Source organism: Flavobacterium flavipigmentatum (assembly GCF_020911905.1).
Taxonomy (GTDB): Bacteria; Bacteroidota; Bacteroidia; order Flavobacteriales; family Flavobacteriaceae; genus Flavobacterium; species Flavobacterium flavipigmentatum.
Genome location: NZ_CP087133.1, coordinates 2,521,513 through 2,534,477 on the forward strand (window position 1 = coordinate 2,521,513; position 12,965 = coordinate 2,534,477).

A 12,965-nucleotide genomic window follows, 5' to 3' on the forward strand; every position below is an offset into this window, starting at 1 on the left:
CAAAACTTTTTTTAGAATCAAGTATGCGAATCATTCAAAGAATTAAAAAAAGGGATTATCTTTGCACCACATCAACACAAACTAAGTTTCATGAGTTCAGATTCTAGCAAAAGGTACGCGCAAAGAGGTGTTTCGGCATCAAAAGAAGACGTACACAACGCCATAAAAAATATCGATAAAGGTTTATTTCCTCAAGCATTTTGCAAAATTGTTCCCGATTATCTGACTCAAGACGATCAGTATTGCTTGATCATGCATGCAGACGGAGCGGGTACAAAATCGTCTTTGGCGTACCTGTATTGGAAAGAAACAGGCGATATTTCGGTTTGGAAAGGAATCGCTCAGGATGCTTTAATTATGAATATCGACGATTTGTTGTGCGTAGGAGCGACAGACAATATCCTGCTTTCATCAACCATCGGAAGAAATAAAAACTTAATTCCTGCTGAGGTTATTTCTGCCATTATCAACGGAACAGAGGAACTTATCAACGAGTTAAAATCGTTTGGTGTTACCATCCATTCAACAGGTGGCGAAACTGCCGATGTTGGAGATGTCGTGCGTACGATTATTGTAGATTCTACGGTAACGGCCCGCATGAAACGCAGCGATGTGGTAGACAATGCCAACATCAAACCGGGCGATATAATTGTGGGTCTGGCTTCTTTTGGTCAGGCAACTTACGAAAAAAGTTATAACGGCGGAATGGGTAGCAATGGCTTAACATCTGCTCGTCACGATGTTTTCGGAAAATATTTAGCCAAAAAATACCCAGAAAGTTACGATGCGCTTGTACCCGAAGAATTGATTTATTCAGGTCAGGTAAAGCTAACAGATGAGGTAGAAAATAGTCCTATAAACGCAGGTCAACTGGTACTTTCTCCAACTCGTACTTACGCGCCAATTATCAAGAAAATTTTAGATAAATATACTCCAGACGAAATTCACGGAATGGTGCATTGCAGTGGTGGTGCGCAGACTAAAATTTTACATTTCGTTCAGAATTTACACATCATAAAAGATAATTTATTTCCAGTTCCGCCATTATTCAAACTAATTCAGGAACAATCAAAAACAGATTGGAAAGAAATGTATCAGGTTTTCAACTGCGGTCACCGTATGGAAATTTACGTTCCAGAAAACATTGCGCAAGATATTATTGCAATTTCAAAATCATTCAATGTCGATGCTCAAATCGTAGGTAGAGTAGAAGCTGCTGATGCCAAAAAACTGACAATTACCAGCGAATACGGTACTTTCGAATATTAATTTTTGAGATACAAAGGTTTTATACTGCTGTTTGCAACGGAACTTTTTTATTAATAATTAGCTTTTTCAGGAGCTAATCCCGCTATCCGCTTGTATCTTTTCCCGGCTAAAGAAGCCAGAAAAAGGATACCGCTACTATCGGGGCTAAAAACACCAGTTATGTACGAATTACTTTTTTGGAAATATGTAGAAGAAATTTACCTAAACCACCACGAAGTGTACGAAGCTTTGGTCGAAAAGCAAGAGATCGAGGGATTAGAAATTCTTCCTGTTGAGGTAATCCTAAACAGGATCGCTTCTGTGTTTTCAGATTGGGAGAAAGTAGACGAAAATAGCTGGCAAAATACCGCAGGAAAAGGTGCTTTTCAGGTAATCACCACGTCACAAAGCATCAAAATTGACTGTTATGGCACCGAAGGAAAAACCATGGATAAATTAGTCGATTTGCTTGCCGAGTTCAAATGCCCGCTTTACGATCCTCAAGTTCCAGAACGTTACGACGAAATGTTTGAGTGAGATTTATTTCATTAAAAATGAAATTATATTATTTATTTCAGTATATTTGATATAAATTAAATAATTTCACTAAAAATGAAACAGTTTATTCTAATGGCAGACGTCATTTCGAGTGGCAAAAAAGATCAAAATCAGCTCATGATTGCTTTTAAAGAGTTGGTGCACGATATCAATCAATCTTATAAAAACGATATTCTTTCGCCTTTAACAATCACTTTGGGCGATGAATTTCAGGGTATTCTAAAAGATTTGGCAACTTCAGTCAAAATTATTTTATCTTTAGAAGAAAATATCATTCATAAAAAGCTTAATTTTCAACTTCGCTATATTTTGTATCAGGGCGAAATAGAAACGCCAATAAACACTGATATCGCCTACGAAATGTTAGGTTCTGGTTTGACGAATGCAAGAGCCAAACTAACCAATTTAAAAACAGATAAATCCAAATTTGGTGTTTCAATTGAGAATAAATTACAAAATGATATTTTAAATAATGCGTTTATAGTTTTCGAAAACATTACACAAAAATGGGATATGGAAAGTGATTACGAATTGGTTTCAAATTTTATCATCTTAGACGATTATAAAATAGTGGCAGAAAAACTCGATAAAACAAGGTCGCAAATCTGGAAACGTAAAAAAACATTAAACATAGAATCGTACAATGCGACCAAAAAAATAATGCAATTGATAACTGAAAAATAAAGCAGTATGGATGTCTTAAAATTTATAGTATTGTTGATAACCAGCGAATGTCTTTTAGGTATTTTCTATTATTTTATTACTCCAAAATCCATTCGAAAAAGACAAATTATCGATTATAAATCACTGCTCAAAGGGTTTGTAGAAAGAATGTTTTTACTGATTTCTTTTATCCATGATTATCCGCACGCCCTGACTTTATTCGGAACTTTAAAATTAGCCACACGATTAAAAAGAGATAGCGAAGGCGATATAGTAAAAGAATCTTTGTACAATGATTTTTATTTATTTGGTAATTTTATATCTATCACGGTTGCGATTTTGTATTCGTATTTGTACCATCTAATCATTCATTAAAACTTATTTTTTTCATGAACTTTACTTTTTCATCCAATATAATCCTCGAAGACGATTGTGTTATTTTACGCCCTTTGCAAGAGTCAGATGTCGATAATTTACTCGAAATTTCACTCAACGAACCCGAAACATGGAAATTCTCTTTGGTAACTGCCGCCGGAAAAGAGAATCTTATTCATTATATACAACTGGCTATAAAAGCGCGTGAAAATCAAAAAGAATTTCCCTTTATTGTTTTCGATAAAAAATCTCAGAAATACGCCGGTTCTACACGTTTTTACGATATAAATTTCGAATTCAAAACCCTTCAATTGGGCTATACGTGGTACGGTGCAGCTTTTAGAGGTACCGGACTCAATAAACATTGCAAGTTTTTATTGCTGCAATTTGCGTTTGAAACTCTCGGAATGGAGCGCGTAGAATTTCGTGCCGATAACAATAACGTCCGAAGTATTGCCGCCATGAAAAGTATCGGCTGCAAGGTAGAAGGTATTTTACGCAGCAATATGCCTACCAGAGAAGGTGCTATCCGTCGCGACTCGATTGTTTTAAGTATTCTTAGGAGCGAATGGTTTGATGAGGTAAAAGAAAATCTAAAGCAAAAATTATAGGCTAGCTCCTTTCTTTTATGATTTTTTTTAAGATTCTCGAGTAAAAGCATTTCATGTAAACTCCGCTTTAACTGTCCTATCCAAAACATAGTAGATTTGAGTTTTTTGTTTTTTAGAACCATATTTTATTTTAATTTTCAAATAATTTTTTAAATAAACTACTTGATGAATATTCTAAATAGTAAATTTTTTCTTTTTGTATTATTACTTTTAATACTGGGTTGTGTGCCTAAAATTAATGCGCAGAAAAAAATAGACAATCTTAAGGATTTAATTCAATATGTAGACCCCATGATTGGTACTGCCAAAATGGGACATACTTATCCGGGTGCAACGGTGCCTTTTGGCAGTGTACAATTAAGTCCGGAAACAGATACGATTGCATACGGTTTAAACGGAAAATACAACGGAGATGTCTATAAATACTGTGCGGGATATCAGTATGAAGATAAAACAATTGTTGGTTTTAGCCACACGCATTTTAGCGGAACCGGACATTCTGATTTAGGAGATTTTCTAATTATGCCCACAACTGGAAAGTTGCAACTGAATCCCGGAGTGGCTTCAAAACCTGAGTCGGGTTATCGTTCGGCATTTTCTCATGCTACCGAAAAAGCAGTTCCTGCCTATTACAGCGTGCTTTTGGAAGATCATAACATCAAAGCTGAACTGACCGTTACAACGCGCGTTGGAATGCATCAATATACTTTTCCGAAGTCGGACGAAGCGCATATTATTCTCGATTTAACTTCCGGAATTTACAATTACGATAAAAAAAATGTCTGGACTTTTGTTCGCGTCGAAAACGATACGCTCATTACAGGATATCGTCAAACATCGGGATGGGCGAGAACTAGAACAGTCTATTTTGCTATGTCTTTTAGTAAACCAATCAAAAGCTACGGGCAAGCAGCGCAAGAAAAAAGTGTATACAGAGGTTTTTGGGGAAGATTTGATCAAACCAAAAACTTTCCAGAAATGGCAGGTCAAAACCTAAAATTATTTTTTGATTTTAATACAGAAGAAGGCGAAAAGATCAAAATAAAAATGGCGTTGTCTCCTGCTAGTTCCGCCAGCGCATTAGAAAATATGAAAAAAGAAGTTCCTGACTGGGATTTCGAAAAGGTAAAAAAGCAAAGTCAGGAAGTTTGGAATCAAGAGCTCAATAAAATTCAAATAGAAACCCTTCAAAAAGAGGATTTGATTAACTTTTATACCGCAATGTATCATGCTTTTTTAGGTCCAACAGAATACATGGATTTAGACAGAAATTACAAAGGTTTGGATATGAATGTGCACAAAGCGGAGAACTTTACCAATTATACCAGTTACTCGTTATGGGATACGTACAGAGCTTTGCATCCTTTATTTAATATTGTGCAGCCAAAACGTAATTCGGATATGATTAGTTCGATGTTAGCACATGCAGACCAAAGTGTTCATAAAATGTTGCCGATTTGGTCGCATTATGCAAATGAAAATTGGTGTATGATTGGGTATCATTCGGTTGCTGTGGTGGCTGATGCAATTGTAAAAGGCAATACCAATTTTGATCCCGAAAAAGCACTTCAGGCTTGTGTGAATACAGCAAAAGTTCCTTATTATGATGGCTTAGAATATTACATGAAAAAAGGCTATGTTCCTGAGGATAAAAATGGTGCTTCGGTTTCAAAAACATTAGAATATGCTTATGATGACTGGGCCATTGCCCAAGCAGCAAAGAAGTTGGATAAAACCGAAATTTATAATGAATTTATCGAAAGATCTAAAAATTATAAAAACGTTTACGATGCCAAAACAGGTTTTATGCGTCCGAAGTTAAATGATGGATCTTTCAAAAAAGAGTTTGATCCGCTGGACACACATGGACAAGGTTTTATAGAAGGAAATTCATGGAATTATAGCCTTTATGTTCCTCAAGATCCGACAGAAATGATCAAAATGATGGGTGGGAATGATCTCTTTAATGTTCGATTAGACTCATTATTCAGCATGAATTTGCCTGATAAATATTTTGAAAACACCGAAGATATTACCAGAGAAGGAATTATCGGTAATTATGTGCATGGAAACGAGCCTTCGCACCACGTCGTCTATTTGTACAATTGGACAAATTCGCCTTGGAAATCGCAGGATAAAATTAGAATGATCTTAAAAAAGATGTACCGCAACGGAGCAGACGGTTTAGGCGGAAATGATGATTTTGGTCAAATGAGTGCTTGGTATATTTTTAGTAGTCTGGGGTTTTATCCTGTCGCACCGGGTTCAGTGGATTATGCTTTGGGAAGTCCTTTGGTGAAAAATGCGATTTTTAATTTAGAAAATGGTAAAACATTTGAAGTAGAAACGGTAAATCAATCGGATAAAAATCTATTTGTGAGCAAAGTGCTTTTAAATGGAAAACAAATCCATCAGCCTTTTCTAAAACATTCGGATGTCATCAGCGGTGGGAAAATCACTTTTTATATGAGCAATAAACCCAATAAAAAGAATTACTAGCTTTTACGAGTCAAGCCTAATAGGTTTTAAAAATCTGTTAGGTTGCATTTCAAGGACTAATAGAAAAAATTATTTGATATGAAAAATAAAATAACAATCGAAGATGTAGGATTTTGGATGGATGGCGGGACGATTACGTTAAAAATCAAAAAAAATGATTCTTTTTTTTATGAAGTCGAATTTGTACAAAAAGTTTTTTTAGAAAAAAGCAAAAGAGAAATTCAATATAAGTTATTTCCTGGTAGCCTTGTGCTAAATAATAAAGAATTAGATATACGTTCAGCAGTAGAAAAAGAAATACTTTCAGAAGTTAAAACTGCTGAATTTGGAATAAAAATAGCTGAGAGTGAAAAGAATTCGTTAAGTAGAATAATTTTAGAAGCTGTAGATTTTGTTGAATCCGAAGAATATATAACAGTTGCCAAAAAAGTTGGTCGCATAAAATAAATAATTAATAAAAAGGTAAATTGTACCAATTTTATAAAAACTTCACGAAATTTGCCTTTTAAATAAATAGAGAAAAAAAATGAAAATAAATCTAAAATCGGGAATTGATAAATTGCTTTTCGGAATGAAGCAAAATGATGTAACAGCAGTTTTTGGTAAACCTGATAAAAATTATAAAGATGAAGATGATAATGTGATTTTTGTGTATAATGCACACAAAATAAGATTGACTTTTTATCAAGAAGAAGATTTGAAATTAGGATATCTGGTAGCTTCCAGCCATGATTTAGAAGTTTTTGGATTCAAAATAATCGGAAGAAAAATTGCAGATATAAAGAAAGATCTGGCAACAAAAGGACTTACAAAATACACTCAGGAGACTTTTGATACTTTCGAAAATTATTTTAATGAAGAAAATTGGTTCATTCTACAAACTGAATTTGACGAAGTGGTAAAATTCGAAATTGGCGCGATCATCAATGACAAAGACGAATTTGATTGGAAATTTCCAGCAAAAAAGTAAAAATAAAAAACATAAAAAAAACCGACAAGTGATTGTCGGTTTTTTTTATTGAATTCACCTTAGAGCATTATTTCTTTGCTACAGGTTGTGTTTTATAGGTTTCGATTTCAAAAATCAAAGTAGCGTTTGGCGGAATTACACCTCCGGCACCCGCTGCTCCGTAAGCTAAATCTGAAGGAAGAAAGAAAGTTGCTTTTTCTCCGTCAGACATCATATTCAAAGCTTCAATAAAACCGGGAATCATTCCGTCTTTTTTGCCCGCTACGAAAGGAAATGCCTGATAACCGTTATTCGCATCTCTATTGGCATCGTATTTTCCGTAAGTTCTGGCCACATTAGCTATACTGCTGTCAAAAAGATTTCCATCTTCAAAATAGCCTGCGTAGTGAAAATAAAAAGTTGTTCCTTCTGCAGCTTTTACACCTGTTCCTTTTTGAGTGACAACATATTTCAAGCCAGAAGCTGTAGTTGTGGCTGTTGCTTTAATTTTTGAAAAATAAGCAGCTTTGATTTCTGCTTTTTTAAATTCGTCAGAGAATACTTTTACGGCGTCAAATTTTTTAGCTGCTGCTCCTTTGCGGGTAATGGTGATTTTTGTAATGATATCATCTTGCACAATTTTGTTTACAATGTCCATTCCAGTAACAACATGGCCAAAAATAGTATGTTTTCCGTTGAGCCATGGTGTGTCTTTATGAGTAATAAAAAATTGACTTCCGTTCGTAGCTGGACCAGAATTAGCCATTGCTAAAACACCGCCTTTTTCAAATTTTAATTCAGGAACAAATTCGTCTTTAAAAGCATATCCCGGACCTCCGGAACCATTTCCTTCTGGGTCACCTCCCTGAATCATAAAATCGTTGATGACGCGATGAAATTTTAATCCATCATAAAAAGGTTTTCCTTTTAAGCTTTCCTTTTTTACAGATGGATTTTTTCCTTCTGCCAAAGAAACAAAGTTAGCTACCGTTACGGGTGCTTTTATATATTCTAAAGACAAAACAATATCACCTTTTGTGGTTGTTATTGTAGCAAAAATACCGTCGTTTGGATCCACTTTTGGATCTGCTTTTGGAGCAATTTTAGTTACGGACGTTTTAGCTTTTGGTTTTGCAACAGGTTTTTTTGTGCTTTGCGCCTGAATGTTTAACATCGCCAGGCAAAATAAAAATAAAATTTTAAATTTCATTGTGATTCAATTTAAGTCACTATTTAGTTATTGAAAATAATTATTGTTGCGGCATTTTTTCTAATAATTCAATCTCGAAAATAATATTAGCATTGGGTGGAATTACACCGCCAGCTCCAGCTTCCCCATACGCTAAATGTGAAGGGATAAAAATGACAGCTTTATCACCAAAAGAAAGTTTTTCGATACCTTCGATAAATCCGGGAATCATGCCGTCTTTGCGACCAGCTTCAAACGGAAGTGGCTGGTATGCTTTAGCGTCAGCTTTTTGTTGATCAAATTTTCCGAATGTTTTCGCAACACTTTCAATACTGGTATCAAACAATGTTCCATCTTCCAAAAATCCGGCATAAGGAATGAATAATGGAGCTCCTTTAGCAGGCTTTTTGCCAGCGCCTTTTTGCGTAATTAAGTATTCTAAACCTGAAGTTGTTTTGATCGCTTTTGATCGTAAAGAAGCATAATAGGCTACTTTTTCTTTTTGAACAGCAGCGTATTTTCCTTTTTCTTTTTCTTTTTCTGAAAAATAATCGTGAAATACTTTTACAGCATCAAACTTTTTGGCAGCTTCTCCGTTTCTAATGATTTTTACAGCAATCAGTTGGTCATCTTGAATCACTTTATTAACCACTTCTTGTCCTTTTTCGACTACATGGCCAAAAATAGTATGTTTTCCGTCTAACCAAGGTGTCTCAACGTGTGTAATAAAAAATTGACTGCTATTGGTTCCTGGACCATTGTTGGCCATAGCCAAAACACCCGGCTTATCAAATCGTAAGTCTGATATTTCATCTTTAAATTTATAACCCGTATCTCCCGATCCAGTTCCCGAAGGATCCCCTGTCTGGATCATAAAATCTTCTATCACTCTATGAAATTTTAATCCATCAAAAAAGGGTTTGCTTTTAAGATTTTCATCTGTTACAAATTCATTTTTGCCTTCTGCCAATGTTATAAAATTAGCAACGGTAACGGGTGCTTTTTTATAATCCAATTCAACAATAATGTTTCCTTTATTAGTTTCAATTTCAGCATATAAACCATCAGGTAAATTGCTGTGTTCGTCTTTACAAGAATAAAATGAGGTAACGGCTAATAGCAATAATAGAATACTTTTTTTCATTTTTTAATACTTTTTTATGGGTTTAAAGTGTCTTTTTTTGTTATAGTAATAGGTTTAACAACAGTTGTTTTGGTAATTGGTGTGCCCGAAGTAACTGTTTTTGATGCTTCTTCCGATACAAAATTACGAAGCGAAACAGTGCACATCAACGATTCGTTGGTACCGATTTTTTTATTGTCACCATGATACCCGTAAGCAATGTGAGATGGAAATAAAAACGTTACGATTTCGTTTTTGTGCATCAGTTTGATCCCGTCACGCAATCCCATCATAATGTCTTGTTTATCTACATAATAGGTTTGCGGGCCAAGGTCAGCTTCAGAATAAATCACGGCGCCTTTTATATCTCTTATTTCCAGATTATAGTAGGCTATATCTCCTCTTTTTGGTTTTAAAGTATCGGTCAAATTGCGCTCTTCATAGTGGTACCAATATCCTTTTTTAGAAGCAAAATATTTTACTTTCGGATTGCTTTTAATGATTTTTTTGATGATGTCTTCTTCAGTTGCAACCAGTTTTTTATTTCTGTCAGCCGATTTTTTCATAAAACTTCCCGAAGCTCTGGATATAGGTTTTCTGGCTTCTTCGTGATGTTTGCAGCTGGCAAGCAAAACGATAAAAAGCAAGGTATAGATACTTATTTTTAAGTAATTCATACGGAGTTGTGTTTTCTGGTTATATTTTTAGTTTTGTTACTAAATCTTCAAATTTTTTCAACGTTTCTTCCATAGAAACCTCAGATTTTCCTCCCGCAGCGTTGATATGCCCGCCACCATTAAAATGATCTCTGGCAAACTGGTTCACATCAAAACCACCTTGAGAGCGGAACGAAATCTTGATTATTTTCTCGTCTTTATTTTCTATAAATATAGCAGTAAAAATAATGCCTTTTATACTTAATCCGTAATTTACGATTCCTTCGGTATCTCCTTTTACATAATCAAAAGAATCTAATTCGTTTTGCGTAAGCGAAGTATAAGAAGTTTTATGTTCTTTGAAGACTTTCATATTCTGCAAAGCGCGCCCCAATAATTGAAGACGGCTGTACGAACTATTATCGAATAATAAAACAGGGATCTCAGTGTTTTCGGCACCTAAATCAATTAATTCTGCTACAATTCGATGTGTGTTTCCTGTTGTTTTTGGAAAACGAAAAGATCCGGAATCGGTCAGTATTCCGGTGTAAATGCAGGTTGCAATGGTTTTGTCAAGATCTTCTTTTTTATCTAAAAATAAAATGAAGTTGTAAATCATTTCACAAGTCGAACCAAAAGAGGTATCTGAATACGTATAGGCCGCATAATCATCAGGTTTTTGATGATGATCTATCATGATAAACGGAGCGGTTAGCTTAGCCAAAGTATGTTCCATATCGCCTACACGATGCAAAGCATTGAAGTCAAGTGTAAAAATGAGCTCTGCTTCTTGTAATATTGTAGTACAATTTTCGGTGTCTTTTTCAAATATTCTTACCGTTTCTGAGCCCGGTAACCAAGCCAGAAAATCAGGAAAATCATTGGGTGCAATCACGGTAGGCTGGTGATTGTTTTTTAGTAAAAAGTGGTATAATGCCAGCGTAGAGCCCATGGCATCACCATCTGGACCTCTGTGCGGAATGATGGCGATTTTTTTTGGACTTGCGAGCAGCAATTTTATCGCCTGAATATCTTGTATTTTCATAGTGTGCGAATTTACATTTTTTTAATGTAATGTTGAAATCATTTTATAGATTAACACACTTTTATAAATTGTGAGTTTTTAGTCGGTGTTTTTGTTGTTTTTTTGCTCTTTTTTTTTGAGCTTTTTTGATTTTATCAAATACTAATGATACCATAAAAAAAATAGATTTTCGATTAGGCTAGAGCCATTTTTGATACAATTTATATTTGGCACCTTTTACAATTTGTGATTTATAAATTCCTACAGAACCTGACGAGAAATACGCAATTGTACACGCAATCGCAATAAAAATTCCAGGTTGTATTCCAAATAATTCCAATCCCATAATCGTGCACGCAATAGGCGTGTGGGTAGCACCCGAAAACACAGCAACAAAACCCATTCCTGCCAAAAGTGCTATGGGTAAAGGTATAATAAGTGACAGCGCACTTCCTAAGGTGGCTCCAACAAAAAAGAGAGGAGTTACTTCGCCGCCTTTAAAACCGGCACCTAAAGTAAATCCCGTAAATAAAATTTTAAGTAAAAAATCATACCACGGATTTGGACTCGAAAAAGAAGCAACAATAACAGGAACTCCTAAACCCGAAAATTTAGAAAATCCGAAACCGGCAATAGCAATGGCTAAAACTATCCCGCCAACAAAAGGACGAAACGGCGGATATTTGATTTTTTTTGAAAAAAGTGAACCCCAAAAATGAGTTGTTCTGGAAAAAAGCAAAGCAGCCAACCCTGATAGAACACCAATAATTACGGTATAGAGTAAATTAGTAAAAGTAATTTCAGGCACTTCAGGAATGTGATAATGAGTATGTTTAATATGCCAAAATTCGACCGTAAAATAAGCCGCATACGCTACTAAAAACGATAAAAGCATACTTTTTAAATTGATTTTACTAAAGTATAAAACTTCCAAAGCAAAAATAGCACCCGCCAAAGGCGTTCCGAAAACCGATGCGAAACCAGCACTAATTCCTAAAATAATCAGAATTTTTCGCTCGGAATTATTCAAATTAAAAAGCTTCGTGAATTGATCAGCAATCGCGCCACCCATTTGTACAGCCGTACCTTCGCGACCCGCAGAACCTCCAAATAAATGAGTGATTAAAGTGCCTAAAAGCACCAGAGGAGCCATTCTAAAAGGAATAACTTTTTGTGGCTTTTCGTATTCTTCCAGCAATAAATTATTACCTTTTACAACCGATGCGCCCCAATAATGGTAACTAAGACCAACCAATAATCCTCCGATGGGCAAAAGCCAAATAATCCAGTCATGCTGAATTCTAAATTGAGTCACCCATTCTAGCGAAATTAAGAAAAAAGCGGAAGCTGATCCAGACAAAATGCCTATCAAAGCGCAAATTAGAATCCATTTGAAAGTTGTAAAAAGTATTTGTTTTGGGTTTTGAAAAGTCATTAATAATTTGAAGTTTTTTAGCTGCGAATTTCACGAATTTTCATGAATTCTAAATATTTTAAAAGCAGAAATTATAAATCATTTTAATCGTTCGACTGTTGTGAAAAAATGATTAGAACAAATTAGCAGCAAGAATAATTTACTGGATAACAGCTGTAAATTCAATTTCAACCAAATATTCGGGAGCAACCAATTTACTGATTTCATAAAACCCCGTTGTTGGTTTTATTTCTTTAAAAAATGCAGAATGTGCTTTTGCGACGTCTTCAAAAGTGGTAATATCAGTGGTGAAAATGCGGGTTCGAATTACATTTTTCATCCCAACATTTAAATCTTCCAGCACTTTTTCTACACGTTCCAAAATATTGTAAGTCTGCGCGTAGGCATCATCGGCTTTTACTTTTTCGCCATCAACAATTGCCACAGTGCCCGAAACTTCTATGATATTACCAATTCTTACCGCACGACAATATCCCATTTTATCTTCCCATGGAGAGCCTGTTAAGATGTTTTCTCGTTTCATTTGTATTTTTTTTGAGTTTTTTTTCAAAATAACCAAACAAATTGTAGTTGTTTAATTGGGTTGCAATTTATAAAATATACTTATTAAAAAGAGTTGAATTTGCATAAAATCA

General features: G+C 35.0%; 14 protein-coding genes. 8 read left to right on the forward strand and 6 right to left on the reverse strand.

Going from position 1 to position 12,965, the window contains the following annotated elements; translation table 11 throughout:
- Positions 1 to 90 precede the first annotated feature (90 nt).
- The 8 genes from LNP22_RS10965 to LNP22_RS11000 all read left to right on the forward strand — a co-directional run bounded on the left by LNP22_RS10965 (position 91) and on the right by LNP22_RS11000 (position 6,924).
- Positions 91 to 1,269 (forward strand): AIR synthase related protein, encoded by a 1,179-nt coding sequence (locus tag LNP22_RS10965; protein WP_229973490.1) that lies wholly within the window; start codon positions 91 to 93, stop codon positions 1,267 to 1,269.
- 159 nt (positions 1,270 to 1,428) lie between these two features.
- The gene (locus LNP22_RS10970; protein ID WP_229973491.1) at positions 1,429 to 1,785 is read left to right on the forward strand and encodes a hypothetical protein; all 357 of its coding nucleotides are present in this window, start codon (positions 1,429 to 1,431) and stop codon (positions 1,783 to 1,785) included.
- Between the two features lie 75 nt (positions 1,786 to 1,860).
- Entirely contained in the window at positions 1,861 to 2,490 is a 630-nt protein-coding gene (locus tag LNP22_RS10975; RefSeq protein WP_229973492.1) for a SatD family protein, read from the forward strand.
- Positions 2,491 to 2,496: 6 nt separating this feature from the next.
- Positions 2,497 to 2,844 carry a hypothetical protein gene (locus LNP22_RS10980; protein ID WP_229973493.1) on the forward strand — a complete coding sequence of 116 codons (348 nt, stop codon included), beginning with the start codon at positions 2,497 to 2,499 and terminating at the stop codon, positions 2,842 to 2,844.
- Between the two features lie 14 nt (positions 2,845 to 2,858).
- On the forward strand, positions 2,859 to 3,455 hold the full coding sequence (locus LNP22_RS10985; RefSeq protein ID WP_229973494.1) for a GNAT family N-acetyltransferase: 597 nt from the start codon (positions 2,859 to 2,861) through the stop codon (positions 3,453 to 3,455).
- Between the two features lie 165 nt (positions 3,456 to 3,620).
- The gene (locus LNP22_RS10990) at positions 3,621 to 5,954 is read left to right on the forward strand and encodes a GH92 family glycosyl hydrolase (protein ID WP_229973495.1); all 2,334 of its coding nucleotides are present in this window, start codon (positions 3,621 to 3,623) and stop codon (positions 5,952 to 5,954) included.
- A 78-nt stretch (positions 5,955 to 6,032) separates the two neighbouring features.
- Positions 6,033 to 6,401: a hypothetical protein gene (locus LNP22_RS10995; RefSeq protein ID WP_229973496.1), complete on the forward strand. Its 369-nt coding sequence runs from the start codon at positions 6,033 to 6,035 to the stop codon at positions 6,399 to 6,401.
- A gap of 79 nt (positions 6,402 to 6,480) precedes the next feature.
- On the forward strand, positions 6,481 to 6,924 hold the full coding sequence (locus LNP22_RS11000; protein WP_229973497.1) for a hypothetical protein: 444 nt from the start codon (positions 6,481 to 6,483) through the stop codon (positions 6,922 to 6,924).
- A 67-nt stretch (positions 6,925 to 6,991) separates the two neighbouring features.
- Here the strand turns inward: LNP22_RS11000 and LNP22_RS11005 are convergent, their stop codons facing one another.
- From LNP22_RS11005 to LNP22_RS11030, 6 genes are all read right to left on the reverse strand, one after another.
- Entirely contained in the window at positions 6,992 to 8,113 is a 1,122-nt protein-coding gene (locus LNP22_RS11005) for a peptidylprolyl isomerase (protein WP_229973498.1), read from the reverse strand.
- 40 nt (positions 8,114 to 8,153) lie between these two features.
- The gene (locus LNP22_RS11010) at positions 8,154 to 9,236 is read right to left on the reverse strand and encodes a peptidylprolyl isomerase (RefSeq protein WP_229973499.1); all 1,083 of its coding nucleotides are present in this window, start codon (positions 9,234 to 9,236) and stop codon (positions 8,154 to 8,156) included.
- 14 nt (positions 9,237 to 9,250) lie between these two features.
- Positions 9,251 to 9,892: a gliding motility-associated peptidyl-prolyl isomerase GldI gene (gldI, locus tag LNP22_RS11015; protein WP_229973500.1), complete on the reverse strand. Its 642-nt coding sequence runs from the start codon at positions 9,890 to 9,892 to the stop codon at positions 9,251 to 9,253.
- A gap of 19 nt (positions 9,893 to 9,911) precedes the next feature.
- The gene (locus LNP22_RS11020) at positions 9,912 to 10,916 is read right to left on the reverse strand and encodes a DHH family phosphoesterase (RefSeq protein ID WP_229973501.1); all 1,005 of its coding nucleotides are present in this window, start codon (positions 10,914 to 10,916) and stop codon (positions 9,912 to 9,914) included.
- 178 nt (positions 10,917 to 11,094) lie between these two features.
- Positions 11,095 to 12,330, reverse strand: coding sequence for a voltage-gated chloride channel family protein (locus LNP22_RS11025; protein WP_229973502.1), 1,236 nt, complete (start codon positions 12,328 to 12,330; stop codon positions 11,095 to 11,097).
- A 139-nt stretch (positions 12,331 to 12,469) separates the two neighbouring features.
- Entirely contained in the window at positions 12,470 to 12,853 is a 384-nt protein-coding gene (locus LNP22_RS11030; RefSeq protein WP_229973503.1) for a RidA family protein, read from the reverse strand.
- Positions 12,854 to 12,965 lie beyond the last annotated feature (112 nt).

Coding starts and splice junctions, on each gene's coding strand:
- LNP22_RS10965 (WP_229973490.1), top strand. CDS start 91: ATGAGTTCAGATTCTAGCAAAAGGTACGCGCAAAGAGGTGTTTCGGCA.
- LNP22_RS10970 (WP_229973491.1), top strand. CDS start 1,429: ATGTACGAATTACTTTTTTGGAAATATGTAGAAGAAATTTACCTAAAC.
- LNP22_RS10975 (WP_229973492.1), top strand. CDS start 1,861: ATGAAACAGTTTATTCTAATGGCAGACGTCATTTCGAGTGGCAAAAAA.
- LNP22_RS10980 (WP_229973493.1), top strand. CDS start 2,497: ATGGATGTCTTAAAATTTATAGTATTGTTGATAACCAGCGAATGTCTT.
- LNP22_RS10985 (WP_229973494.1), top strand. CDS start 2,859: ATGAACTTTACTTTTTCATCCAATATAATCCTCGAAGACGATTGTGTT.
- LNP22_RS10990 (WP_229973495.1), top strand. CDS start 3,621: ATGAATATTCTAAATAGTAAATTTTTTCTTTTTGTATTATTACTTTTA.
- LNP22_RS10995 (WP_229973496.1), top strand. CDS start 6,033: ATGAAAAATAAAATAACAATCGAAGATGTAGGATTTTGGATGGATGGC.
- LNP22_RS11000 (WP_229973497.1), top strand. CDS start 6,481: ATGAAAATAAATCTAAAATCGGGAATTGATAAATTGCTTTTCGGAATG.
- LNP22_RS11005 (WP_229973498.1), bottom strand. CDS start 8,113: ATGAAATTTAAAATTTTATTTTTATTTTGCCTGGCGATGTTAAACATT.
- LNP22_RS11010 (WP_229973499.1), bottom strand. CDS start 9,236: ATGAAAAAAAGTATTCTATTATTGCTATTAGCCGTTACCTCATTTTAT.
- gldI (WP_229973500.1), bottom strand. CDS start 9,892: ATGAATTACTTAAAAATAAGTATCTATACCTTGCTTTTTATCGTTTTG.
- LNP22_RS11020 (WP_229973501.1), bottom strand. CDS start 10,916: ATGAAAATACAAGATATTCAGGCGATAAAATTGCTGCTCGCAAGTCCA.
- LNP22_RS11025 (WP_229973502.1), bottom strand. CDS start 12,330: ATGACTTTTCAAAACCCAAAACAAATACTTTTTACAACTTTCAAATGG.
- LNP22_RS11030 (WP_229973503.1), bottom strand. CDS start 12,853: ATGAAACGAGAAAACATCTTAACAGGCTCTCCATGGGAAGATAAAATG.